This window comes from Delftia sp. WSY_7 (assembly GCF_043104845.1).
Classification (GTDB): Bacteria; Pseudomonadota; Gammaproteobacteria; order Burkholderiales; family Burkholderiaceae_C; genus Comamonas; species Comamonas tsuruhatensis.
Window position 1 is genome coordinate 375,251 of record NZ_JBICLB010000055.1, and the last position, 23,081, is coordinate 398,331.

Sequence of the window (23,081 nt, forward strand, 5' to 3'; positions counted from 1 at the left end):
AAATCTCAAGGGTCGTGCTTAAAATGGCACGATCGTTCTTTTTTGTGAGTGCGCATGCGGCCCTCGGCCGTCAGGGAAACCTGCCTCAGCTGCTGCAGCGCCGCATACAATGATTTCGGTTTACGTAAACGTCAATCTATCAATCAATCAGGAGCCGCTGCAATGAAGGTTTTGGTCCCGGTCAAGCGCGTGGTGGACTACAACGTGAAGGTCCGCGTGAAGTCGGACGGCACGGGCGTGGACATCGCCAACGTCAAGATGAGCATGAACCCCTTTGACGAAATCGCCGTCGAAGAAGCCGTTCGCCTCAAGGAAAAGGGCTTGGTCACCGAAGTCATCGCCGTCTCCTGCGGCGTGGCCCAGTGCCAGGAAACCCTGCGCACGGCCATGGCCATCGGTGCCGACCGCGGCATCCTGGTGGAGACCACCGAGGAACTGCAGCCCCTGGCCGTCGCCAAGCTGCTCAAGGCCCTGGTGGACAAGGAACAACCCGGCCTCATCATCCTGGGCAAGCAGGCCATCGACGACGACGCCAACCAGACCGGCCAGATGCTGGCGGCCCTGGCCGACCTGCCGCAAGCCACCTTCGCCTCCAAGGTCGAAGTCGCTGGCGACAAGGTGAATGTCACGCGCGAAGTGGACGGCGGCCTGGAAACCCTGGCCCTGAGCCTGCCGGCCGTCATCACCACCGACCTGCGCCTGAACGAGCCGCGCTACGTCACGCTGCCCAACATCATGAAGGCCAAGAAAAAGCAGCTGGACACCGTCAAGCCTGAAGAGCTGGGCGTCGATGTCGCCCCGCGCCTGAAGACGCTCAAGGTGGCCGAGCCCGCCAAGCGCGGCGCTGGCGTGAAGGTGCCCGATGTGGCGACCCTGGTCAGCAAGCTCAAGAACGAAGCCAAGGTCATCTAAAGGAATTCGCAGACATGACATCCCTCGTTATTGCAGAACACGACAACGCTTCCATCAAGAGCGCCACGCTCAACACCGTCACTGCGGCCCTGGCCTGCGGCGGCGACGTGCATGTGCTGGTGGCGGGCGAGAATGCCGGCGCCGCTGCGCAGGCTGCGGCCCAGATCGCCGGCGTTGCCAAGGTCATCCACGCCGACGGCGCCAGCCTGAAGGACGGCCTGGCCGAGAACATTGCGGCTCAGGTGCTGGCAATCGCTTCGAACTACAGCCACATCCTGTTCCCCGCCACCGCCAGCGGCAAGAACGCCGCGCCGCGCGTGGCCGCCAAGCTGGACGTGGCCCAGATCAGCGACATCACCAAGGTGGACAGCGCCGACACGTTCGAGCGCCCCATCTACGCAGGCAACGCCATTGCCACGGTGCAAAGCAGCGACAAGGTCAAGGTCATCACCGTGCGCGGCACGGGCTTTGACGCAGCGGCCACCACGGGCGGCAGCGCCCAGGTGGAGCAGCTGGCGGCCGCTGGCGACAGCGGCAAGAGCAGCTTCGTGGGCCGTGAAGTGACCAAGAGCGACCGCCCTGAACTGACGGCCGCCAAGATCATCGTCTCCGGCGGCCGCGCGCTGGGCAGCAGCGAGAAGTTCCAGGAAGTCATCACGCCCCTGGCTGACAAGCTGGGCGCGGCCATCGGCGCTTCGCGCGCTGCGGTGGATGCGGGCTATGCGCCCAACGACCTGCAGGTCGGCCAGACCGGCAAGATCGTCGCCCCGCAGCTGTACATCGCCCTGGGCATCTCGGGCGCCATCCAGCACTTGGCCGGCATGAAGGACTCCAAGGTGATCGTGGCGATCAACAAGGACCCCGAGGCACCGATCTTCTCGGTGGCCGACTACGGCCTGGAGGCCGACCTGTTCCAGGCCGTGCCCGAGCTGGTGCAGGCGCTGTAAGCGACCAAAGCTGAAAAATGAGGGGCACAAGGCCCCTCTTTTTCCGTCACGGATGCCGGGATGGCCCGCTGGTCATGGTTCGCGGCAACGACTACAACAACGGCTTTGGCCGCCAGCGGGTGCTGGCAATGGCATGAACCGAGAGGGAGATTGAAATGAAGATGATGCGCTTGCGCCTGGCCCGCACGGCCGTGGCCTTTGTCTGTGGCGCCATGGCGCTGGCCGCCGAGGCCAATGCCTGGGTGGTGGGGCAGGTGGCACCCATGTCGGGAGCCGGTGCGACGCAGGGCCGGGCCTATGCCCAGGGCATGCGCCTGTACTTCGACCAGATCAACAAGGCCGGCGGCGTGCAGGGCCAGCCCGTGCAACTGGTCACGGTGGACGATGTGGGCCACCCCGATGAAACCGTGGACAAGACCCGCAAGCTGCTGGACGAGTCCAAGCCCGTGGTGCTGGCCGGCTACTTCGGCAACCGCAACATGGCTTCGCTGCTGGACAGCAAGCTGCTCGACCAGTCCCAGATCTCCCTGGTGGGTTACCAGAGCACGGACACGCGTGTGCTGAGCCATCCCCAGATCTTCAGCACCCGCGCCAACCTGCCCGAGGAAATGGCCAAGATCGCCTCGCACCTGGCCACCGTGGGCATCACGCGCCTGGCCCTGCTGCATGACGAGCGCCCGGATGCCAAGGCCGTGGCGGAACTTGTGGACAAGGCAATTGCGCCTTCCAAGGCCAAGCTGGTGGTCAGCGCCTCGCTGAGCACGGGCAAGGGCGCCATGGACAAGGCCGTGTCCCAGTTGCAAAAGGCCCAGCCTTCGGCGCAGGCCGTGATGGTGGTGGCCTCCAGCCCCGTGACCTCGGCCTTCGTCGAGGCGTACCGCATGGCGGGCGGCACGGCCCAGATCTACGCGACATCGGAAGCCGATATCGAGCAACTGGCCAAGCGCCTGCCCGTGGAGTTCATGAGCGGCCTGTCCATTGCCCAGGTCGTGCCCAGTCCCTACAAGGTGACCATGCGCCTGAACAAGGAGTTCAGGGACGCGGCCACCGCTGCCGGCAAGTCGCTGACCGTGCCGGTCAGCTACGCCATGATGGAAGGCTATGTGAACGCCCGCGTCATCGTGGAGGCCATGCGCCGCACCCAGCCGCTGACGCGCGAGAAGCTGGCCGCTTCGCTGCGCGGCCTGGACGCCTTCGATCTGGGCGGCTACTGGGTTACCTATCGTCCGGGCTCGCAGGCGGGCTCGAAATTCGTGGATTTGTCCATCGTCAACGCATCGGGCCGCGTCACGCAATAACGCAGCAATGCAGTAGTGCCGTGGCGGCGCGCCCGCTGTCCCAGGTCGCCGCGCGCTGCGCGCCGGCGGTCCAGGCTCTGTTCAGGAAGGTTCAACAATGACTTACTCGGCTCCCCTCAAAGACATGCTGTTCGCCATGGAGCATCTGGCCCAGATCGACCAGGTGGCGCAGTTGCCCGGTTTCGAGGAGGCTGGCCTGGAGACCGCCCAGGCCGTGCTGGAGGAATGCGCCAAGCTGTGCGAAGGCGTGGTGGCGCCGCTGAACCTGCCGGGCGACGTGGCGCCTTCCAGCCTCAAGGACGGCGTGGTCACCACCACGGCGGGCTTCAAGCAGGCCTTTCGCCAGTACGCCGAAGGCGGCTGGCAGGGCCTGCAGCATCCGCAGGATTTTGGAGGCCAGGGCCTGCCCAAGACGATTGGCGCGGCCTGCGTGGAAATGCTCAACAGCGCCAACCTGAGCTTTGCGCTGTGCCCGCTGCTGACCGACGGCGCCATCGAGGCCCTGCTGACGGCCGGCAGCGATGAGCTCAAGGCCACCTATCTCGAGAAGCTGGTGACCGGCGAGTGGACCGGCACCATGAACCTGACCGAGCCCCAGGCCGGCTCCGACCTGGCCCTGGTGCGCACCAAGGCCGATCCGCAGCCCGATGGCAGCTACAAGGTCTTCGGCACCAAGATCTTCATCACCTATGGCGAGCACGACATGGCCGAGAACATCGTCCATCTGGTGCTGGCCCGCGTGGCCGGGGCGCCCGAGGGCGTCAAGGGCATCAGCCTGTTCGTGGTGCCCAAGTTCCTGGTCAACAAGGATGGCTCGCTGGGCGCGCGCAACGATGTGCACTGCGTGAGCATCGAGCACAAGATGGGCATCAAGGCCTCGCCCACGGCCGTGCTGCAGTACGGCGACAACGGGGGCGCCATCGGTTACCTGGTGGGCGAGGAAAACCGTGGCCTCGAATACATGTTCATCATGATGAACGCGGCCCGCTACGCCGTGGGCGTGCAGGGCATTGCCGTGGCCGAGCGCTCCTACCAGCATGCCGTGGCCTATGCCCGCGAGCGCGTGCAAAGCCGCCCCGTGGACGGCAGCGTGAAGGCCAGCGCCACCATCATCCACCACCCCGATGTGCGCCGCATGCTCATGACCATGCGCGCCTACACCGAGGGCTGCCGCGCCATGGCGGCCACGGCCGCTGCGGCCTACGACGCATCCCACCACCATGCCGACGCCCAGGTGCGCGAGGCCAATGCGGCCTTCTATGAATTCATGGTTCCCCTGGTCAAGGGCTACAGCACCGAGATGAGCCTGGAAGTCACCAGCCTGGGCGTGCAGGTGCACGGCGGCATGGGCTTCATCGAGGAGACGGGCGCCGCCCAGTACTACCGCGACGCCAAGATCCTGACCATCTACGAAGGCACGACCGCCATCCAGGCCAATGACCTGGTGGGCCGCAAGACGGCGCGCGATGGCGGCCAGACCGCGCTGGCCATTGCGGGCCAGATCGAGAAGACCGAGGCCGAGCTGGCCGCCAGCGGCACGCCCGAGGCACTGGCCGTGGCCCGCCAGCTGGCCGCTGCGCGCCAGGCCTTCGTGGAGGCGGTGCACTTCGTCTCGGGCCAGGCCAAGGCCGAGCCCAATGCCGTGTACGCCGGCAGCGTTCCCTACCTGATGCTGGCGGGCAACCTGGTGGCAGGCTGGCAGATGGGCCGCGCCCTGCTGGCGGCCGAGCAGCTGTTGCACAAGGGACAGGACGAGGCCTTCATGCGCGCGAAGATTGCGACGGCGCGCTTTTATGCCGAGCACATCCTCGTCAAGGCGGCGGGCCTGCGCGATGCCATCGTGCACGGCGCAGGCAGCGTGATGGCACTGCCCATGGACGCCTTCTGACCCGGCGCTCCCGCAAGGCACAACGCAGACAGAGATACCGAGAACCAACGGAGACAACGCATGTCCAAGCTTCCCCCGGCGCTGAAGAAACTGGCCCTGCCAGTGATCGGCTCGCCGCTGTTCATCATCAGCAACCCCAAGCTCGTGATCGCCCAGTGCCAGGCCGGCATCGTGGGTTCCATGCCCGCGCTCAACGCGCGCCCGGCCGAGCAGCTCGAAGACTGGCTGGCCGAGATCACCGAGACCCTGGCCGCCTGGGACAAGGCCCATCCGGACCGGCCCTCGGCGCCGTTCGCCATCAACCAGATCGTGCACAAGAGCAATGACCGGCTCGAGCACGACATGCAGATGTGCGCCAAGTACAAGGTGCCCATCGTCATCACCAGCCTGGGTGCGCGCGAGGACGTGAACCAGGCCGTGCACAGCTGGGGCGGCGTGGTGCTGCACGACATCATCAACAACAAGTTCGCGCACAAGGCCATCGAAAAGGGGGCCGACGGCCTGATCGCCGTGGCGGCGGGCGCGGGAGGCCATGCGGGTGTCAAGAGCCCGTTCGCGCTGATCCAGGAGATCCGCGAATGGTTCGACGGCCCCGTGGCGCTGTCGGGCTCCATCGCCTCGGGCGGTGCCATCCTGGCGGCCCAGGCCATGGGTGCGGACTTCGCCTATATCGGCTCGGCCTTCATCGCCACGCATGAGGCGCGTGCGCACGACGCCTACAAGCAGGCCATCGTGGACGGCACGTCCGACGACATCGTCTACAGCAACCTGTTCACGGGCGTGCACGGCAACTACCTGGCGCCGTCCATCCGCGCGGCTGGCCTGGACCCCGACAACCTGCCCGAGTCGGACCCCAGCAAGATGAACTTCGGCGGCGACGCCAAGAAGGCCTGGAAGGACATCTGGGGCTGCGGCCAGGGCATTGGCGCCATTCGCGAAGTCACGGGTGCGGGCGAGCTGGTCGAGCGTCTCAAGCGCGAATACAACCAGGCGCGCGACCGCCTGCTGTCCACCCCCTAAGGTCGGGGAGCCCAGGACGGGCTCTTCTCCTACCCTGCCAGACGGCGCCTTCGGGCGCCGTTTTCTTTGGGTATTACCCACGCTGTGCGGGTCCGGTCCTCGAAGTTGTTTGCGCAAAACCTCTTGCGCACGCTTGACTGCTTCACTCGGCTTCCCCCTACGAGCGACTTGCCTGGAGCAAGTTTGTTTAGAATTCTTTGCGTAATTTCAGTAAATACTGAAATTACAGAATAAATGAACAAACCTTGTACCCCGTCATTGCCTGAGTTCCACCAGCTGGCGCGTCGTCCGATGGCGGGTACGGGGCGCCTGGTGCTGGCCTCGCTGCTGTGGCTGCCCCAGGCGCTGCTGCTGGCGTTGGCCGTGCAGTCCATGGCCGATGGCGCGGGCAGAGAGCCGCTGTGGCCAATGTGGCAGCTCGCGGCCGGCGTGGCACTGCTGGGCGGGTTGCGCGCCTGGTGCGATGCCAGCGGCACGCGCCGCGCCAATCTGCAGGCGCGCAGCCTGGTGAGTGCGCTGCGCGCGCAGGTGCTGCGCACGCTGGCGGGCACCTCGCCGCTGGACCGCCAGCGTGCGGCCTCGGGCCAGGCGGCCAGCGCCATGGCCGAGCAGGCCGAGGCCATCGTGCCCTGGCTGTCGCGCTACCAGACCGCCATGTGGCGCGTGCGCACCGTGCCGCTGGTGATTGCGCTGGCCGTGGCCAGCCAGAGCTGGGTGGTGGCGCTGATCCTGGTGGTGGCCGCACCGCTGATCCCGCTGTTCATGGCCATCGTCGGCTGGCGCGCCAAGGCGGCCAGCCAGGCGCAGATGGTGGAGCTGGGCGGCATGAACGCCTTCCTGCTCGACCGCCTGCGCGGCCTGTCCACCCTGCGCGCCCTGGGCGCGGTGGATGCCACGGCGCAGCGGCTGCGCGCCAATGCCGAATCCCTGCGCGAACGCAGCATGCGCGTGCTGCGCATCGCCTTTCTGTCCTCCGCGGTGCTGGAGCTGTTCTCGGCCCTGGGCGTGGCCATGGTGGCCGTCTACGTGGGCTTTCACCTGCTGGGCCATCTGCCCTTTGGCAGCTGGGGCCAGACACTGAGCCTGGGCCAGGCGCTGTTCGTGCTGCTGCTGGCGCCCAGCTTCTTCGATCCCCTGCGTGAGCTGTCTGCCGTCTGGCACGACCGCGCCAGCGGCGAGGCTGCGCTGCAGGCCCTGGGCGAGCTGGGCCGCGATGCGCAGCCGCTGCCCGGCGCACTGGCTGCGCCCGGCAGGGCGGCCGGCCAGGCCTGCGCCCTGCACCTGGAGCAGGTGCGGCCCCAGGCGCCAGGCGGCGCGGTCACGCTGCCGGCGCTCACGCTGGACGTGCGGCCTGGCGAGCATGTGGCGCTGTGGAGCCCCAGCGGCAGCGGAAAGTCGCTGCTGCTGGCGCAGATTGCCGGCCTGCTGCCGGTGGCCGAGCCTGGGCGCATCCATATCGACGGCCAGCTGCTCGACGGCGAATCGGCCGGACGGCTGCGCGCGCGCATGGCCTGGATGGGGCAGAGCCCCCATGTGTTCGCCGGCTCGGTGGCCGAAAACCTCCGGCTGGGCCGCCCGGGATTCACCTTCGGCGAACTGCGCCAGGCCTTGCGGCTGGCCGGTCTGGGCAAGCTGGCCGAGGCCCGTGCCGGCGCCACGCTGGGCGAGGGCGGAGCCGGCCTGTCGGGCGGGGAGATCGTGCGCCTGGCCCTGGCGCGCCTGGCCCTGTCGCGCGATGCAGGCCTGCTGCTGGTCGATGAACCCACGGCCCACTTGGACCCGGCCACGGCCGCCCAGGTCACCGATGCCCTGCTGCAACTGGCACGCGGGCGCACGCTGATCGTCGCCACCCACGATGCCGAACTGGCCGCTGCCATGCACCGCGTGGTGGAGCTGGCGGGCCATGCCGCCCCGCAGGAGCTGGCCGCATGAAGCCCCGCTCCACCCTCCGGCCCGTGCTGGCCGCCCTGGCGCGCATGGCGCCCCGCCGCCTGTGGCTTGGCGGCGCGCTGCTGGCCCTGCTCACGGTGCTCATGGGCATGGCGCTGCTGGGCCTGTCGGGCTGGTTCATCACGGCCACGGCGGTGGCCGGGCTGCTGCCGGCCACGGCCATCGTTTTCGACGTCTTCATGCCCTCGGCCGGCATCCGCCTGCTGGCCCTGGGCCGCACGGGCACGCGCTATGCCGAACGGCTGGTCACCCATGACGCCACCCTGGCCGTGCTGGCCGCCCTGCGCGAGCGGCTGCTGCGCAGCTGGGCCACTCCCGCCGCCGCCCTGAGCCTGCGCCTGCGGCCCGCGCGCCTGCTGCAGCGGCTGACGGCCGACGTGGATGCGCTGGACAGCCTGTACCTGCGCCTGTTCGTGCCCTTGCTGGCCGCCACGGGTGCCACGCTGGTGGCCGCCCTGGCGCTGGGCCTGATGCGCTGGTGGCTGGGCCTGGCCTTGGCTGCGTGGCTGCTGGCCGCGGGCCTGGGCAGCGCCCTGTGGCTGGCCCGCAGTGCGCGCCGGCCCGCCGTGCGCCGCGCGCTGGCGCTGGAGTCCCTGCGCGCCCGCACGGCCGACCTGGTGGCCGGGCAGGCGGAGCTGGCCATGGCCGGCACCCTGGCCGCGCATTGCGAACGCATTGCCGCCCTGGACGCCCGCGTGGCCGAGGCCGACGCCGCACTCCACGGCCTGGAGGCCCGAACTTCCTTCGTGCAAGGCCTGTGCGGCGCCCTGGCCCTGGCCGGTGTGCTGCTGGCCGTAGGCTGGCTGGCCGAGGCCGGCCTGCTGGGCGCCCCCGTGGCTGCGCTGGCCCTGTTGCTGGCGCTGACGGCCATGGAGCCCTTTGCGGCATTGCGCCGTGGCGCGCTGGAGGCCGGCCGCAGCTGGCTGGCCGCGCGCCGGCTGGCGCCTGCCCTGCGCGATGGCGCTGCGCAAGGCGCCTGCGAACCGGCTGCGCCCGGGCAGGGCTTGGCGGTTGAGCTGGAGCAGGTCGTGGCACCCCGTGCCGCCGTGCTGGCCCAGGACATCCGTATCGCCGAAGGCGAACGTGTCGCCCTGCTGGGCGCAAGCGGCGCGGGCAAGACCACGCTGCTGTCCCTGATGGCCGGCGAGCTCCAGCCGCTGGCCGGCGCCGTGCGTGCCCGGCGCTGCACCTGGATGACGCAGCGCACCGAACTGTTCGAGGACAGCCTGCGCGACAACCTTTTGCTGGCCTGCCCCCAGGCCGCCGAGGACACGCTGTGGGCGGCGCTGGAAGTCGCCGGGCTGGCCGGCGATGTGCGCGCCATGGCGCAGGGCCTGGACACGCGGCTGGGCGAGGGCGGGCTGGGCCTGTCCGGCGGCCAGGCACGGCGCCTGGCGCTGGCGCGGCTGCTGCTGAGCCCCGCGCACTGCTGGCTGCTGGACGAAGTGACCGAGGGCCTGGATACACGCACGGCCGCCGACCTGCTGGTGCGGCTGGACAGTGCAGCCCGGGGCCGCACTCTGGTGCTGGCCACCCACAAGCTGCGGGAGGCGCAACTGGCCGACCGGCTGCTGTGGGTGGAGCAGGGCCGCGTGGTGTCCGAGGCGCTGCGCGGCACACCGCCGTTCGAGGCGGCCCTGGCGCGCCTGCGGCAGGACGGCTGATCAAGGATTTCACCAAGTACCCCCGAGAGAAAGGATCTCACCATGGACCTCGACATCGTCGATCTATCGCGGCTGCAGTTCGCGGTAACGGCGCTCTACCACTTCCTGTTCGTGCCGCTGACCATCGGTCTGGCCGTGATCATCGCCATCATGGAGACCGTCTACGTGATGACGGGCCGCACCATCTGGCGCGACATGACGAAGTTCTGGGGCACGTTGTTCGGCATCAACTTCGCCATGGGCGTGGCCACAGGCATCGTGATGGAGTTCCAGTTCGGCATGAACTGGAGCTACTACAGCCACTACGTGGGCGACATCTTCGGCGCGCCGCTGGCCATCGAGGGGCTGATGGCCTTCTTCCTCGAGGCCACCTTCGTAGGCCTGTTCTTCTTCGGCTGGGACCGCCTGAGCAAGGTCGGTCACCTGGTGACCACCTGGTGCGTGGCCCTGGGCTCGAACTTCTCGGCGCTGTGGATCCTGATCGCCAACGGCTGGATGCAGAACCCCGTGGGCGCAGCTTTCAACCCGCAGACCATGCGCATGGAGGTCACCGACTTCTTCGCGGTGCTGACCAACCCCGTGGCCCAGGCCAAGTTCGTGCACACGGTCTCGGCCGGCTACGTGACGGCGGCCATCTTCGTGCTGGGCGTCTCGGCCTGGTATCTGCTCAAGGGCCGGCACATCCAGCTGGCGCGCCGCTCCATGACGGTGGCCACCTCGTTCGGCCTGGCCGCCGCGCTGTCGGTGGTGGTGCTGGGCGATGAAAGCGGCTACCTGTCCTCGGAGCACCAGAAGATGAAGCTGGCCGCCATCGAGGCCATGTGGGACACCGAGCCCGCACCGGCCGCCTTCACGGCCTTCGGCTTCCCCGACAAGGCTGCACGCGAGACGCACTACGCCGTGCACATTCCCTGGGTCATGGGCCTGATCGGCACGCGCTCGCTGACCAGCGAGATCCCCGGCATCAACGACCTGGTCCAGCGCACCGAGCAGTACATCCGCAACGGCATCGAGGCCTATGGCGCGCTGGAGGCCATCCGCGCCGCCGGCCCCACGGGCCAGGTGCCGGCCGAGGCCAAGGCCATCTTCGAGGACAAGGGCGGGCAACTGGGCTACGCGCTGCTGCTCAAGCGCTACGTGGACGACCCGCGCCAGGCCACGGACGCGCAGATCGCCCAGGCCGCCTGGGACACCGTGCCGGCCGTGGGGCCGCTGTTCTGGGCCTTCCGCATCATGGTGGGGCTGGGCATGTTCTTCATCGCGCTCACGGCGGCCTTCTTCTGGCTGTCGGTGCGGCGCAGGCTGGACGCCCATCCGTGGATGCTCAAGCTGGCCGTGATCGCCATTCCCATGCCCTGGATCGCGGCCGAGTGCGGCTGGATCGTGGCCGAGGTGGGCCGCCAGCCCTGGATCATCGAAGGCGTGCTGCCCACGGCGCTGGCCGTCTCCAACCTGGGCGCGGGCACGCTGCTGCTGACGATTGCAGGCTTCATCGCCATCTACTCCGTGCTCTTCGTCATCGAGATGAAGCTCATGGTGAAGGCCATCCGCAAGGGACCGCAGGAGGAAAGCGCACCGCACCTGACCACCTACTTCCCTCTGATGCAAAAACTCGCCCGCGGGCAATGACCAAGGGAGATTGTCACCATGATTCTTCACGAACTGATCAGCTACGACATCCTGCGCCTGCTGTGGTGGGGCCTGCTGGGCGTGCTGCTCATCGCCTTTGCCGTCACCGATGGCTTTGACCTGGGCGCTGCCGCGCTGCTGCCGCTGGCGGCCAGGACCGACGTGGAGCGCCGCGTCGTCATCAACTCTCTGGGCCCGGTCTGGGAAGGCAACCAGGTCTGGCTCATCCTGGGCGGCGGTGCCATCTTTGCGGCCTGGCCGCAGCTGTATGCCGTGTCGTTCTCGGGCTTTTACCTGGCCATGTTCGCGGCCCTGGTGGCGCTGATCCTGCGGCCCGTGGCCTTCAAGTTCCGCAGCAAGCGCGAGGAGCCGGCCTGGCGCGCGCGCTGGGATGCCGTGCTGTGCATGGCCGGCGTGGTGCCCGCGCTGATCTTCGGCGTGGCCCTTGGCAATGTGCTGCAGGGCGTGCCCTTCCGCCTGGCGCCCGACATGCGCATCTACTACGAGGGCACGTTCTTCGGCCTGCTCAACCCGTTTGCGCTGCTGGCCGGCCTGGTCTCGCTGTGCATGCTGCTCATGCATGGTGCGTCCTGGTTGGTGTTCAAGACCGAGGGCGATGTGGCCGCGCGCGCGCGCCGCCTCGGCATGGTGGCGGCCGTCGCCACCACGGTGCTGTTCGCGGCGGCCGGCGTGTGGCTGGCCGCGCTCAACGGCTACCGCATCACCAGCGAGGTCAACACCACCGGACCGTCCAATCCGCTGTTCAAGACGGCTGCGCTGCAGGCGGGCGCCTGGTTTGCCAACTACCAGGCCCGGCCCGTGCTCTGGGCCGTGCCGGCCATCGGCCTGCTGATGCCGCTGCTGGCGGCGCTGGGCCTGTGGCTGCGCCGCGAGTGGCTGGCCCTGCTGTCCAGCGGCCTGGGCATTGCCGGCATCATCGCCAGCGTGGGGGCGTCCATGTTCCCGTTCATCCTGCCCTCGTCGCTGAACCCGCAGCACAGCCTCACGGTCTGGGACTCTTCGTCCAGCCATGTGACGCTGTTCATCATGCTGGTGTGCGCGCTGATCTTCGTGCCCCTCATCGTGGCCTACACCAGCTGGGTCTACAGCGTGCTGCGCGGCAAGGTCGACCCGATGGCCATCATCGAGGGCCGCGGCCACTCGTACTGATCCACCGAATCAAGAAACGACAGTCAACGTCAAGAAAGGACACAACACCATGTGGTACTTCGCCTGGTTGCTCGGCCTGCCGCTGGCGGCCGCCTTCGCGGTGCTCAACGCGATGTGGTACGAACTGATGGACGACGAGGCCACGCGCCGCGAACTCCTGGCCCGGGAGAAATAAAGCTCCCCCTGAGGCGCTTCGCGCCTTCCCCCTCTCTCTTCGAGAGGGGGACGACACCCTCGCTGCGGGGGCGGCCCTTGCTCGGTGTTCCTCGCTTTGGGCTACGCCAGTTTTTGCACGCGCTTACCGCCAATGAAGCATTGCTGTAAACACAATGAGCTCCCTCGGGAGCTCATTTTTGTACGCAGGCTTGCCAGGTTCAATCGTCGGTGTCATCCGCCTTGGCGCGGCCCTTGCCGCCCGTGATGCGGTCCTTCAGATCCAGCAGCCGGGTCACGGCCGTGCCCATGCCCATGAGCTGCATGGCGGTCTCGGGCGACAGGCGCTGCACGTCGTCGAACCAGTTCATGAGCCGGTCGATCAGCTCGTACATGTCGCGCATGCGCTGCTGGGCGTAGCGTTCCTCTTCGGTGGTGACTTCCTCCAGCATGGCGGCGCGCAGCATGGACTGGGTGGGCTCGATCTCGCGGCGGCGGCGTTCCTCGGCCAGGCGGCGGAAGATTTCCCAGACATCCTGCGGCGCCTCGAAATACTCGCGCCGGTCGCCGGGCTGGTGGCGCAATTGCACCAGGCGCCAGGCCTGCAATTCCTTGAGCCCCATGCTCACGTTGGAGCGCGAGAACTCCAGCGTCTCGGCGATCTGGTCGGCATTGAGCGGCTCGGGCGAAAGAAACAGCAGTGCGTAGATCTGGCCTACCGTGCGGTTGATGCCCCAGCGGCTGCCCATCTCGCCGAAGTGCGAGACGAACTGCCGGTTCAACGCCGGAAGAGGTTTGGGTTGCGTCATGGCATGCATTGTGCCTTCGCGTGCCGGCATGTCCTGTGCGGCTTGGAAAGCGGTGCGTCAGCTTTCTGCAAGACGCAGTCAAAAGGCGCACAATGGCGCCTTTGCGGGCTTGTGGCCAGGCGGCCCGGGCCCAGCGCCTCCCGCTTCCCGCTTCCCGCTTCCCGCTTCCCGACCCGTTCGCAGATTGCAGATTGCCCCATGTCCCACGCTAGCCGCAGTGCGCTGATCGACTGCACCAAGGGCCTGGCCTGTGCCGCCATCGTCTGGCACCACCTGGCCTTCTACGGCCCCATGTCCGATATCGCCCATCCGGCCGCGCCGGACCTCATCGACTGGCTCTATGAATATGCGCGCATGGCCGTGCAGATCTTCCTGGTGCTGGGCGGCTACCTGGCGGCAGCCAGCATGGCGCCGCAAGGCCACGGCCAGCACAGCGATCCGTGGTCGCGCATCGGGCGCCGCTTCGTGCGCCTGGTCGTGCCCTATGCCGTGGCCCTGGTCGTGGCCGTCGTCGTCTCGGCGACCGTGCGGCCCTGGTTCGACCATGCCTCGGTGTCGGGCGAGCCCGATCTCTGGCAGCTGGTGGCGCATGCGCTGCTGCTGCAGAACATCGTGGGCGAGGAGTCGCTGTCCGCCGGCGTCTGGTACGTGTCCATCGACTTCCAGCTGTTTGCGCTGACGGCGCTGCTGCTGGCCGGCACGCGCTGGGGCGGCGCCTTGCTGCGCCGCCGCTTCGGTGGCCAGGCGCTGTCGCGCTGCTGGCCCTGGGCGCTGAGCGTGGCGCAGGCGCTGGTGGTGATCGGCGTGGCGGCTTCGCTGCTGGGCTTCAATCTGGATGCGCAATGGGATGTGTGGGCGCCGTACTTCTTTGGCGCCTACGGCCTGGGCATGCTGGCCTACTGGGCCGCGCATGCGGACAAGTCCTCGACGGCCTGGAGCTGGTCCCTGCTGATCGTGGCCCTGGTCGTGGCGGCGCTGGCACTGGAGTGGCGCGACCGCATCGCGCTGGCCGGTGCCACGGCGCTGGCCCTGGTCGCGGCCATGCGCAGCCCCGCGTTTGCCCAGGCACAAGGCTGGGCGCCGCTGCGCCGGCTGGGCAAGATTTCGTACTCGGTGTTTCTCGTGCACTTCTCGGTCTGCCTGCTGGTCAATGCCGTGGAAAGCCATTTCTGGTCGCAGTCCATTCCCGCCGCCCTGCTGGGCATGTGCACGGCCTTTGTGCTGTCGATTGCGGCCGGCCATCTGCTGTACGAGCGCGTGGAGCGCCACGTTCCCAGCTGGCACATGGCGTTGCGCTGGCAGGCGGGCCTGGTGGGCACCGGCCTGATCGCGGCATTTGTGGCGGGCCTGCGCTGAGGTGCGGTGCGTCAGTCCACAAACAACAAAGGCAGCCGGTGGGCTGCCTTTTTCGCTTCACGCCGGTCGGCGTTCAACGGTGCAGCTCGCCTGCGCTTTCCGGCTGGAACTCGATGGCATCCACGCGCACGGTGACCTGGCCCGAGGGGCCGGGCATGCGGGACTGGTCGCCCACGCTCAGGCCCAGCAGGGCAATGCCCACGGGCGCGAACACCGACACCTTGTCGGCGCTGCCATCCATCTCCTTGGGATAGACCAGGGTCAGCGTATTGGTCTTGCCCGACTCCAGCAGCGTGAAGCGCACCGTGGAATTCATGGTCACCACGTTGGGCGGCATTTCCTTGGGCTCGAGCACGTCGGCACGGTCCAGCTCGGCCTCGAGCGCCTCGCGGCCGGGAAAGGCGGGCTGCTTGTCCAGCAGGGCCTCGATGCGTTCCAGGTCCAGGGACGAAAGAATGATGTGGGGCTTGCGCTCCATGGTGTTGGCTCCCTTGTGTGCTTGCGCCGTGGCTGCAGTGAAGGGCAGCGGCGCCCAAACGGACAAAAGCCCGGGCAACGCGGTTGTCCGGGCCAAGGCATCTTCAGAAAAGAGAAAAGCACCAAGTTGGTGCGATAAGGCCATTGTGCAGGCCCGTGCGCGTTCTGCCAAGCGAACCCGCACGGTGCGGTGCGGATTGGCGCGGGCACTTGCCAAGCCGGCAAAACCCACTTCGCAACCGCAGGCATGCGGGGAGTGCTTGTTGGTATGACTGTATTTTTATACAGTTGCTTTATGCTTTCCAGTCCTCCCACGCCTCATCACGACACGGCCCGGGTCCGTAAGGCGCGCGCTGAAGAGGCAGTGCACTGAAAGCGTTTCGGCGCCCGGCCTTAATTTGGCTGGGCGCCGGCTGCAGCACTTCACACCGGTCGCGATACGTCAGCTCCGCCTGAAAGCCGATAGTGCAAGAAATGCACCGGCTACGCATGTGAGTGACACGCCGAGCAAACAAACTCCATGCCAGCCTGCCAGGTGCCAAACAATGCCTCCTGCAAGCCCCCCCAGCGCTCCGCCAGCGAAGTTGACCACCATGTACAACGTGTTGAGTCGAGCGCGGAATTCTTGACCCAGTCCAAAAATCCGAGCCTGGTTGGCAATCTGGCCACTCTGGACGCCGAAGTCCAGCAAGTTCACGGCGAGCACGAGTGCGACCATGGAAGTCTTGCCCGGGCCCATGGCTACCATGCCGCTGAGCGCAACAGCGCAAAGTGACGCAGCGTTGACTTTGCTCGGCCCATACTTGTCCGAGAGACGCCCCGCTAGCGGAGCCATGAGAGCACCTGGTGCGCCATACAAACCGAAGAGGCCTGCTGCGGCGGGACCCATCCGGAACTCATCGCTAGCCAGGTGAAATGCCAAGGTGGCCCATACCGCGGAGAACGCTGCAAAGGCACAAAAGCCGAGCACCATCGACAGCCGCAGTTCACGGTGCCTGAGCAGAGGTACAAGCGACGACAGCAACTCGCTATACGTGGTGGATGTGGCTGAAGCCGCACGAGCGGGGAGGAACCTCGGAAGCGCCACGAGCAATGCGATGACCGCAAGGGCTTGCAGTACATAGGCAGCCCTCCAGGTGCCAGCAAACTCTGCGACCGCTCCAGAGACGGTTCGTGATAACAGAATTCCCAGGATGAGCCCAGTAACCAGCTTCCCAACTACTTTCGCTCTATGTGCTGGTTGAACGAGGCTGGTTGATACGGGTATCAAAACCTGAGGCACGACGGATGCTGCGGCAATCACCAGGCTCGCTGCAAGCAGTTGCCAAATACCCGTCGAAGAAGCCGCAATCAGCAGCCCTGCAGTAGATGCAAGTAACAGCGCCTGCACCAGCCGTTTGGTGTTTGCCACATCCGCCAGTGGAACGATGAGCAGTATTCCAAGGGCGTATCCCACCTGGCAAGCAACAGCCACGAGTGAGGCTTGTTGCTCAGGGACCCCAAAGGCGATGGCAAGCTGGGCCAGTAGCGGCTGACACAGATAGATGTTGGCGACCATCACCCCGCATCCCAACGCCATCAACGGGAGCGTCCAGGCATTCACGCCAGGAAGCAGGCCTTTGCTCTCGTTCACTTCACCACCTCATTGTGTAGCCCGCTCTCAAGGTAAGCGGACCTAGCGGCTTTCAGTGCGTTCAGTGCCGCAGGAAGACCTGCTGCCATGGAGACCTGGACGAGAACTTCTGCAATTTCCGCCCATGTGGCTCCGGCGCGGATGGCTGCCGGCACATGCATACGCAGCGCACCTTCTCCAGTGCTTCCCAGCGTTGCGCACGAGGCGATGATGCAAAGCTCTCGCGTCTTAAGGTCCAAGCCTTGCCGCGAGTAGATGTTGCCAAACTCCGTATCCAGAATCAGGGTGCCGAAACCATGGGCCAGCGCATTGATGTCCTGTTCAAAGCTGGCTGCTGGCGATGCGAAGACCTGCTCGAAGGTGGTCGCGGCGTCCGCGTTGCACGCGGAAGTTGTTTGGGTGTGAAGAGTGCTGGTCACTTTGAACTGTTGGAATGGTGTGGGCAGATGCAAAGAATCGACGTAGACCTGATGTGCCCTGCGTGCACTTCGCATACAGGGGACAATTCAGACCCTGCGCGGTCTTCCTGGAAGCGCGCGCCTCACTATGATTTTTGGTAAGTAACGATGGCATGCAGGAATTGCACTGCCTGTGCAATTTTACACTCATGAGTGCAAAAAAGACTGTGCCTGCAAAGGCGCCCCCACACGTTGCCCCTGCGACACCTTTGTTCGACCAACTGCTGGAGCTGCCGCTTCGTGTCTCAAAGCGGGACGCCATCTTGGTCGCTGCAGGGCGTGTGTTCATCGAACATGGTTTCGAAGGGACCACCATGGACAAGGTGGCAACTGAGGCTGGGGTGGCGCGCAGAACGCTCTACAACCAATTTCCGGAAGGCAAAGAAGAGCTTTTTGGTGCGGTGGCCGAGCGCATGTGGATGGCGTTCCCGGTCATGGACATCGCTACGGATGAAGAAGCTTTGTCCGACCCAGAGCAAGGCTTGCGGCGCATTGGCTACGGGATTGCGTCGTTTTGGTCACCGCCTCTTGCGATTGCTTTCCTGCGGCTAGTCATCGCAGAAAGCACGAGGTTTCCAGGGCTTATGAAGCGCTTTTTTGAGGTTGGAAAAACGCCAGCCATCAATGCTGTTCAGGGGTACATCCAAGCCCTTGGCGAAAGAGGTGCACTGCTGGTGCCAGACCCGAAGCTGGCCACGACCCAGTTCCTTGGGCTCGTGGACGAAGCTGTGCTTTGGGCGCGCGTCATGGGTGACCCCAAAGCGTTGACGCGCGCCGAGACCAAGAAAGTCGTGGAGGGAGCTGTCGCGGTCTTTTTGAACACCTATCGCGCGTAGCTTCGCGCGAACTGGGCAGGAACGTGCGGTCGTTTAGCTTCGTTCGATACCCACGAAACCTGCCTCGGGGTATCGCTGGCCAGCGACCTTGGCCGAGTCAAAGAGCTCATCCAAAGCCTTCACTTGCTCCGGTGTCAGGCGGATGTCGGCTGCGTGGACATTGCTCTCCAGATATGCCACGCGACGCGTGCCAGGGATTGGAATCACGTGTGGATGCTTGTTGAGAATCCATGCCAAGGCAATCTGCGAAGTGCTTGCGCGAAGGCCTTCCGCGAACTCTGTCAGTGCTTGAACCAAGCGGCGGTTTTGCTCGCCGGCATCGCCAGAAAACCTGGGATGAATGCGTCGGAAGTCGTTGTCCGCTAAGCCGCTTACATCGACGGGACCGGTGAGGAAGGACCGGCCCAGCGGACTGTATGCGACGAAGGCCACGCCGAGCTCTTGGCACATCTGAAGCATCCCGTGTTCAGGCTCGCGGCTCCACAAGGAATACTCGCTTTGTACGGCCGAGATGGGATGCACTGCATGGGCGCGCTGGAGCGTTTGCTCTGACACCTCAGAAAGTCCAATTGCACCCACCTTGCCCTCTCGCACCAGGTCGCCAAGCGTAGCGATGACGTCCTCGATGGGGACTAAGGGGTCCCTTCTATGGCAGTAGTACAGGTCGATTTTCTCAACACCCAAACGGCGTAACGAAGCCTCGCACGCATTACGGATGTAGGCGGGCGAGTTGTCGATACGGCGTTCGTACTGGTCCTCCGAACGGACGATGCCGAACTTAGATGCGATGACCATTTTTTCGCGTTGGCTTGGTGCTGCATCAGCGATGAACTTGCCTAACAGCTGTTCATTGCGGCCGAACCCATAGGTGTCCGCTGTGTCGAAATGAGTGACCCCAAGCTCCAAGGCGCGAGCAAGGGTTCTCAAGGAGCTTGCATCATCGCTGTGTCCGTAGAACTCGCTCATCCCCATGCAGCCGAGACCAATGGCTGAAGACACTGGTCCAACATTTCCCAACTTGAGTGATTCCATCGGTTCGTTCCTTGAAGCGTTGTGCAAGATGACGGATTCTGAGGGAGCCTGGTCCACGCTACAGGCTGCTGCGGCGCTTGCACCGAGTCGTAGTTCGATGGCACATGCTGGCTCAGTTGAGTTTGCCCATTTGCTGGACAACCTTGCGCATCACAGCCGCGTCTTGCGCCATGAATTTCTCGAACTCGGGGGTATCTTGAAACTGAAGATAGGTGCCCGCCGACTTTAGCGCCTGCTTTACCTTGGCGTCTTGCGCTGCGAACTTGGCTGCTTCGTTGAGTTTCACAAGCACTGCCTCAGGCGTAGCGGAGGGCGCAAACAAGCCAGTCCACTGGGCGTATGTCACCGGCACCTTCATCTCAGTCAATGATGGCACCCCTGGCAACGTCGGCACGGGTCCACTGCCCCAGTGGGCCAGAGGACGGAGCCGGCCTGATTGGATATGGCCAGCGACAGTCGAAGGACCTGTTGCGATGAAATCTACTTGGCCTCCGAGCAACGCGACAATCGCCGGACTTGCCCCCGTGAACGGAACATGCAGAAAGTCTGCTCCCACGACCGCACGCATCTGCTCCACGGGAACATGCATAGTGCCGTAGTTTCCGGAGGAGCCATAGCTCAGGCCGCCCGGGGAGGCTTTCGCTGCCGCCGTAAATTGTTGGAAATCTTTCCAAGGGCTGTTTGCTCGAACTACGAGAACCAACGGGTCTGCAGTGAAGCGGGCAATAGGCTTCAACTGGGACAGCGCATACATGGGCGTACGTTCAAGCACCGAATCGACCTCTGGCAGCACCACAACCGACGATAGTGCCATCAGTACGGTGTATCCATCAGCTTTGGCTCGTGCGACTTGGCCCATCCCTACCCCGCCACCTGCACCCGCTTTATTTTCAATGACTATGGGTTGCTTCAGATAACGACTCATGGCATCTGCCACAGGTCGGGCTGCCACATCTGCAGCGCCACCTGGTGGAAATGGCACCACCATCGTAATAGCTCTTGTAGGGTATGCACCATCTGCAATCGCAAACATTGAAGTGCTTAGCGCAGCAATAGCTCCGCCCACCCGGGCGAACGCTCGGACCGATTTATTCATTTTGTCTCCAGTTATAGTTTGGCCTGGTGTCCCAGGCCATTTATCTAAACGCTTCTGTGGCGATTAGTTTGTGCGAACGCGATTGTTGAGCTCGCCGAGACCGCTAACAGCAACGCGTACCTCGTCGCCGTTTTGCAGGAACTTCGGTGGGGTGAAGCCGATGCCAACGCCAACCGGAGTACCAGTTGCAATGATGTCGCCAGGCAGCAAAGTCATTGCCTTGGAGAGTGTCGCGATGAGGGTCGGGACATCAAAGATGAGGTCGGCAAGAACAGCACTTTGACGCAATTCGCCATTGACCCACGTCTGGACCTGAAGTGTTTCTGGCGCGGCCTCATCGGCTGTACCAATCCATGGGCCCATAGGGCAGAAGGTATCGAGCGACTTGCCGAGGAACCATTGCGCATGGTTCTTCTGCAGGTCGCGAGCCGTGACGTCGTTCAAGGCCACGTAGCCGAAAACCTTGCCATAGGCATCTTCAGGTCGCACGTTTCGGCACTCTTGACCAATGACGACACCGATTTCCCCTTCGTAGTCCACAGATGATGTGTGAGCAGCGGAGAAGCGTATCTCGTCGGTAGGGCCGACCAGCGACGTGGTGGCCTTTGTGAAGATTTGCGGGAACTGCGGGATGGCCGAAGCACCACTGGTTGCGTTGAAGCCGCTCTTGTCGAATTCTGCCGCGTGCTCGCGGTAGTTCTTGCCGACCGCAAAAATGTTGCGCACTGGCTGAGAAATCGGAGCGAGAAAGGTCACTTCCGAGAAGTTGGCGCTGCCTTCAACCAGAGGCTCGAGGTCAGCTGCGCTGAGGCGACGTTCGATGACCGCCTGCACAGGGTTGAGGTTGTACGCGAAGCTGCCTCCTACGAAGCGCACGCTCTTGCGAGCTTCATCAACCAACACAAGGCGTACACGAGCTTGATGGGAAACACGACCGATTTTCATAACACTCCAATTGGTTCAAAAATCCAACCAATTTGGCTGGATTGGTTTGATTCTAGAGCAACAACAAAAATCTGCAAAGTTTATTTTTTACTCTACAGATATTTATACCCGGGTTAAATTTGTTGGAAAAATTGGGTCGAATTGGTTGGTTTGGTTGCTTTTGACGAGCACTTGGTATCATTGGGTCCCTAGGAGGAACAATGGACAACACCGCTGCGCTCAAGGATGCAATCCTTGAAAAAATTCAGTCTGGTCAGTGGGCACCTGGACACCGAATAGACACTGAACGGAAGCTCAGTGAGGATTTCGCTATAGGTCGCTCTTCGGTCCGGCGAGTTCTCGCGCAGCTCAAGACCGCAGGTGTCATCACCCAAACGGTTGGAAGTGGCACTTATGTAAGTGAGAGCTACCGTCCCAGTAGTGCCGTTGTTAGAGAGTCGGGGTCGAAGCTATTTGATGCAGTGAGCCCCGCAGAGCTAATGGACTTCCGCTTGGCAATGGAGCCAAGCATCCTAGAACTGGTCGTCCGTAATGCCACACAAGGCGATTTCACCAAGATGCTCGAATGCTGCGAAAGAGCTGAAGCTGCGACCAGTATGGAAGAGTTTGAAGTTTGGGACAGCAAACTGCATGAGACCATTGCACTTGCCGCCCATAACGGAATGGTCACCAGTGTCTTGCGCCTGGTGAATCAGGCACGCCAACAAGATGATTGGGGCGCACTCAAACGTCATAGCCTGACAGATAAACGTCGATTGGCATATCAAGATGAGCATCGTGGTCTTGTTATGGCACTAATAGACCGTGACGTGCAACGCGCTATTGAATGCACCCGATTCCATCTGATGCATGTTCGACGCAACTTGCTGGGGAGCTAAATGCTAGCTTGCTCCGGAAAGAGCGACTGCATGATGCGAGAAGTCGATAATCAAATAGGGGCAAGCGCGTCCAGTAAAATCAAACGGATTCTATTGCTTGCTCCAGGGTGAACGGCCCGCGACAAAATGGCTCGCAACGTGATTGATGTAAGAGGCCATTGATGGATTTTACATGTGAGAAGTCAGGTCGTTCTCACGATTAATCTATCGTGTTCGTGTGATTTCACTGTTTCTGCACCGCGAATCCCCTCAAAAACGTATCTACTGCGCGCTCGACTGCTTCCTTACGCTGTTTGTTGCTTACCGTCTCGAGGGTTCCATAAAGGTAAGCATCCAGCCATTCCGCTTCTAATAGAGCGCGCAAGTGTAAGCTGGCGACCATAGGGTCTGCGCAACGTAGTTTCCCTGCACTCATCAACTGCTGTAGGTAAGCGGCAACGACCGCATTCGTACGTGCGGGACCCAATTCATAGCAGCGCTTTGCAATGTTGGAGTCTTGCTTGCCTGCCTCCGCTATAAGCAGCCGACGTACTCCGCTCACCTGAGGCGATTGCACAATTTCCATCGCGTTTATGCCAAACCTCTCTAGCGTCCCACGAACGTCGTCGTCTTGCGGTTGGAGAGTTGCATGCAAAGCGGCGAACTTGGCCTCGGTTGCCTCCAGCATCGCCTCGTAGAAGAGTTCTTCCTTGGAGGTGAAGTAGGAGTACAGCGTGACCTTCGAGCACCCTAGCTGCTGAGCGATGTCGCTCATCGATGCGCGCTCGTAGCCGGCTTTCCAGAATACGGAAACCGCAGACTTCAGGATGGCTTGGCGTCGTTCTTCCGTTTTTTTTCGCATGCTAAAAATGAACCTGTTGGTTCAGTTTACATGAGAACCGCGTACAATCCTTAACTGAACCCGATGGTTCATTTTTGCTGCATCCTCGG

21 protein-coding genes are annotated in these 23,081 nt (G+C 64.0%); 13 read left to right on the forward strand and 8 right to left on the reverse strand.

The window, feature by feature from the left end; translation table 11 throughout:
* Positions 1-162 precede the first annotated feature (162 nt).
* The 10 genes from ACF8ME_RS28445 to cydX all read left to right on the forward strand — a co-directional run bounded on the left by ACF8ME_RS28445 (position 163) and on the right by cydX (position 12,653).
* The gene (locus ACF8ME_RS28445) at positions 163-912 is read left to right on the forward strand and encodes an electron transfer flavoprotein subunit beta/FixA family protein (RefSeq protein ID WP_392419233.1); all 750 of its coding nucleotides are present in this window, start codon (positions 163-165) and stop codon (positions 910-912) included.
* A 14-nt stretch (positions 913-926) separates the two neighbouring features.
* Positions 927-1,859, forward strand: a complete 933-nt coding sequence (locus tag ACF8ME_RS28450; RefSeq protein WP_343740615.1) for an electron transfer flavoprotein subunit alpha/FixB family protein — start codon at positions 927-929, stop codon at positions 1,857-1,859.
* Between the two features lie 155 nt (positions 1,860-2,014).
* Complete coding sequence (locus ACF8ME_RS28455; RefSeq protein WP_016450177.1) at positions 2,015-3,157, forward strand: ABC transporter substrate-binding protein; 1,143 nt, start codon at positions 2,015-2,017, stop codon at positions 3,155-3,157.
* A 97-nt stretch (positions 3,158-3,254) separates the two neighbouring features.
* A complete protein-coding gene (locus ACF8ME_RS28460; RefSeq protein WP_026062604.1) occupies positions 3,255-5,045 on the forward strand; it encodes an acyl-CoA dehydrogenase in 1,791 nt (596 codons plus the stop codon).
* A gap of 60 nt (positions 5,046-5,105) precedes the next feature.
* Complete coding sequence (locus tag ACF8ME_RS28465; protein WP_012204314.1) at positions 5,106-6,065, forward strand: nitronate monooxygenase family protein; 960 nt, start codon at positions 5,106-5,108, stop codon at positions 6,063-6,065.
* 291 nt (positions 6,066-6,356) lie between these two features.
* Positions 6,357-7,997 (forward strand): thiol reductant ABC exporter subunit CydD, encoded by a 1,641-nt coding sequence (gene cydD, locus ACF8ME_RS28470; protein ID WP_047218621.1) that lies wholly within the window; start codon positions 6,357-6,359, stop codon positions 7,995-7,997.
* A complete protein-coding gene (locus ACF8ME_RS28475; RefSeq protein ID WP_392419234.1) occupies positions 7,994-9,679 on the forward strand; it encodes an amino acid ABC transporter ATP-binding/permease protein in 1,686 nt (561 codons plus the stop codon). The genes cydD and ACF8ME_RS28475 overlap by 4 nt, the downstream gene beginning before the upstream one ends.
* 42 nt (positions 9,680-9,721) lie before the next feature.
* The gene (locus ACF8ME_RS28480) at positions 9,722-11,308 is read left to right on the forward strand and encodes a cytochrome ubiquinol oxidase subunit I (protein WP_278537983.1); all 1,587 of its coding nucleotides are present in this window, start codon (positions 9,722-9,724) and stop codon (positions 11,306-11,308) included.
* An 18-nt stretch (positions 11,309-11,326) separates the two neighbouring features.
* Positions 11,327-12,478: a cytochrome d ubiquinol oxidase subunit II gene (gene cydB, locus ACF8ME_RS28485; RefSeq protein ID WP_017406272.1), complete on the forward strand. Its 1,152-nt coding sequence runs from the start codon at positions 11,327-11,329 to the stop codon at positions 12,476-12,478.
* 49 nt (positions 12,479-12,527) lie between these two features.
* Positions 12,528-12,653 (forward strand): cytochrome bd-I oxidase subunit CydX, encoded by a 126-nt coding sequence (gene cydX / locus ACF8ME_RS28490; RefSeq protein WP_012204319.1) that lies wholly within the window; start codon positions 12,528-12,530, stop codon positions 12,651-12,653.
* 199 nt (positions 12,654-12,852) lie between these two features.
* Here cydX and ACF8ME_RS28495 read toward each other — a convergent pair whose 3' ends face one another.
* Positions 12,853-13,449, reverse strand: coding sequence for a GbsR/MarR family transcriptional regulator (locus tag ACF8ME_RS28495; RefSeq protein ID WP_026062606.1), 597 nt, complete (start codon positions 13,447-13,449; stop codon positions 12,853-12,855).
* A gap of 189 nt (positions 13,450-13,638) precedes the next feature.
* Between ACF8ME_RS28495 and ACF8ME_RS28500 the strand changes: the two genes are divergently transcribed.
* Positions 13,639-14,796 (forward strand): acyltransferase family protein, encoded by a 1,158-nt coding sequence (locus ACF8ME_RS28500; RefSeq protein WP_392419235.1) that lies wholly within the window; start codon positions 13,639-13,641, stop codon positions 14,794-14,796.
* 73 nt (positions 14,797-14,869) lie between these two features.
* Here the strand turns inward: ACF8ME_RS28500 and rnk are convergent, their stop codons facing one another.
* The 3 genes from rnk to ACF8ME_RS28515 all read right to left on the reverse strand — a co-directional run bounded on the left by rnk (position 14,870) and on the right by ACF8ME_RS28515 (position 17,325).
* Complete coding sequence (gene rnk / locus ACF8ME_RS28505; RefSeq protein WP_026062607.1) at positions 14,870-15,274, reverse strand: nucleoside diphosphate kinase regulator; 405 nt, start codon at positions 15,272-15,274, stop codon at positions 14,870-14,872.
* Between the two features lie 441 nt (positions 15,275-15,715).
* Positions 15,716-16,906: an MFS transporter gene (locus tag ACF8ME_RS28510; RefSeq protein WP_392419236.1), complete on the reverse strand. Its 1,191-nt coding sequence runs from the start codon at positions 16,904-16,906 to the stop codon at positions 15,716-15,718.
* The gene (locus ACF8ME_RS28515; protein WP_392419237.1) at positions 16,903-17,325 is read right to left on the reverse strand and encodes a carboxymuconolactone decarboxylase family protein; all 423 of its coding nucleotides are present in this window, start codon (positions 17,323-17,325) and stop codon (positions 16,903-16,905) included. The genes ACF8ME_RS28510 and ACF8ME_RS28515 overlap by 4 nt, the downstream gene beginning before the upstream one ends.
* 152 nt (positions 17,326-17,477) lie before the next feature.
* Between ACF8ME_RS28515 and ACF8ME_RS28520 the strand changes: the two genes are divergently transcribed.
* Positions 17,478-18,200, forward strand: coding sequence for a TetR/AcrR family transcriptional regulator (locus ACF8ME_RS28520; protein WP_392419238.1), 723 nt, complete (start codon positions 17,478-17,480; stop codon positions 18,198-18,200).
* A 33-nt stretch (positions 18,201-18,233) separates the two neighbouring features.
* Here ACF8ME_RS28520 and ACF8ME_RS28525 read toward each other — a convergent pair whose 3' ends face one another.
* The 3 genes from ACF8ME_RS28525 to ACF8ME_RS28535 all read right to left on the reverse strand — a co-directional run bounded on the left by ACF8ME_RS28525 (position 18,234) and on the right by ACF8ME_RS28535 (position 21,273).
* Complete coding sequence (locus ACF8ME_RS28525) at positions 18,234-19,232, reverse strand: aldo/keto reductase (protein WP_392419239.1); 999 nt, start codon at positions 19,230-19,232, stop codon at positions 18,234-18,236.
* A gap of 112 nt (positions 19,233-19,344) precedes the next feature.
* Positions 19,345-20,328, reverse strand: coding sequence for a tripartite tricarboxylate transporter substrate binding protein (locus tag ACF8ME_RS28530; RefSeq protein WP_392419240.1), 984 nt, complete (start codon positions 20,326-20,328; stop codon positions 19,345-19,347).
* 63 nt (positions 20,329-20,391) lie between these two features.
* Positions 20,392-21,273, reverse strand: coding sequence for a fumarylacetoacetate hydrolase family protein (locus tag ACF8ME_RS28535; protein ID WP_392419241.1), 882 nt, complete (start codon positions 21,271-21,273; stop codon positions 20,392-20,394).
* Between the two features lie 200 nt (positions 21,274-21,473).
* On the opposite strand from ACF8ME_RS28535, the gene ACF8ME_RS28540 reads away from it, so the two are divergent.
* The gene (locus ACF8ME_RS28540; RefSeq protein ID WP_392419242.1) at positions 21,474-22,151 is read left to right on the forward strand and encodes a FadR/GntR family transcriptional regulator; all 678 of its coding nucleotides are present in this window, start codon (positions 21,474-21,476) and stop codon (positions 22,149-22,151) included.
* Positions 22,152-22,374: 223 nt separating this feature from the next.
* Here the strand turns inward: ACF8ME_RS28540 and ACF8ME_RS28545 are convergent, their stop codons facing one another.
* Complete coding sequence (locus tag ACF8ME_RS28545; protein WP_392419243.1) at positions 22,375-22,992, reverse strand: TetR/AcrR family transcriptional regulator; 618 nt, start codon at positions 22,990-22,992, stop codon at positions 22,375-22,377.
* Between the last annotated feature and the right edge of the window lie 89 nt (positions 22,993-23,081).

Excerpts from the sequence above, each read along its gene's own strand:
- ACF8ME_RS28445 (WP_392419233.1), top strand. The coding sequence starts at position 163 with ATGAAGGTTTTGGTCCCGGTCAAGCGCGTGGTGGACTACAACGTGAAG.
- ACF8ME_RS28450 (WP_343740615.1), top strand. The coding sequence starts at position 927 with ATGACATCCCTCGTTATTGCAGAACACGACAACGCTTCCATCAAGAGC.
- ACF8ME_RS28455 (WP_016450177.1), top strand. The coding sequence starts at position 2,015 with ATGAAGATGATGCGCTTGCGCCTGGCCCGCACGGCCGTGGCCTTTGTC.
- ACF8ME_RS28460 (WP_026062604.1), top strand. The coding sequence starts at position 3,255 with ATGACTTACTCGGCTCCCCTCAAAGACATGCTGTTCGCCATGGAGCAT.
- ACF8ME_RS28465 (WP_012204314.1), top strand. The coding sequence starts at position 5,106 with ATGTCCAAGCTTCCCCCGGCGCTGAAGAAACTGGCCCTGCCAGTGATC.
- cydD (WP_047218621.1), top strand. The coding sequence starts at position 6,357 with ATGGCGGGTACGGGGCGCCTGGTGCTGGCCTCGCTGCTGTGGCTGCCC.
- ACF8ME_RS28475 (WP_392419234.1), top strand. The coding sequence starts at position 7,994 with ATGAAGCCCCGCTCCACCCTCCGGCCCGTGCTGGCCGCCCTGGCGCGC.
- ACF8ME_RS28480 (WP_278537983.1), top strand. The coding sequence starts at position 9,722 with ATGGACCTCGACATCGTCGATCTATCGCGGCTGCAGTTCGCGGTAACG.
- cydB (WP_017406272.1), top strand. The coding sequence starts at position 11,327 with ATGATTCTTCACGAACTGATCAGCTACGACATCCTGCGCCTGCTGTGG.
- cydX (WP_012204319.1), top strand. The coding sequence starts at position 12,528 with ATGTGGTACTTCGCCTGGTTGCTCGGCCTGCCGCTGGCGGCCGCCTTC.
- ACF8ME_RS28495 (WP_026062606.1), bottom strand. The coding sequence starts at position 13,449 with ATGCATGCCATGACGCAACCCAAACCTCTTCCGGCGTTGAACCGGCAG.
- ACF8ME_RS28500 (WP_392419235.1), top strand. The coding sequence starts at position 13,639 with ATGTCCCACGCTAGCCGCAGTGCGCTGATCGACTGCACCAAGGGCCTG.
- rnk (WP_026062607.1), bottom strand. The coding sequence starts at position 15,274 with ATGGAGCGCAAGCCCCACATCATTCTTTCGTCCCTGGACCTGGAACGC.
- ACF8ME_RS28520 (WP_392419238.1), top strand. The coding sequence starts at position 17,478 with ATGCAGGAATTGCACTGCCTGTGCAATTTTACACTCATGAGTGCAAAA.
- ACF8ME_RS28525 (WP_392419239.1), bottom strand. The coding sequence starts at position 19,232 with ATGGAATCACTCAAGTTGGGAAATGTTGGACCAGTGTCTTCAGCCATT.
- ACF8ME_RS28530 (WP_392419240.1), bottom strand. The coding sequence starts at position 20,328 with ATGAATAAATCGGTCCGAGCGTTCGCCCGGGTGGGCGGAGCTATTGCT.
- ACF8ME_RS28535 (WP_392419241.1), bottom strand. The coding sequence starts at position 21,273 with ATGAAAATCGGTCGTGTTTCCCATCAAGCTCGTGTACGCCTTGTGTTG.
- ACF8ME_RS28540 (WP_392419242.1), top strand. The coding sequence starts at position 21,474 with ATGGACAACACCGCTGCGCTCAAGGATGCAATCCTTGAAAAAATTCAG.
- ACF8ME_RS28545 (WP_392419243.1), bottom strand. The coding sequence starts at position 22,992 with ATGCGAAAAAAAACGGAAGAACGACGCCAAGCCATCCTGAAGTCTGCG.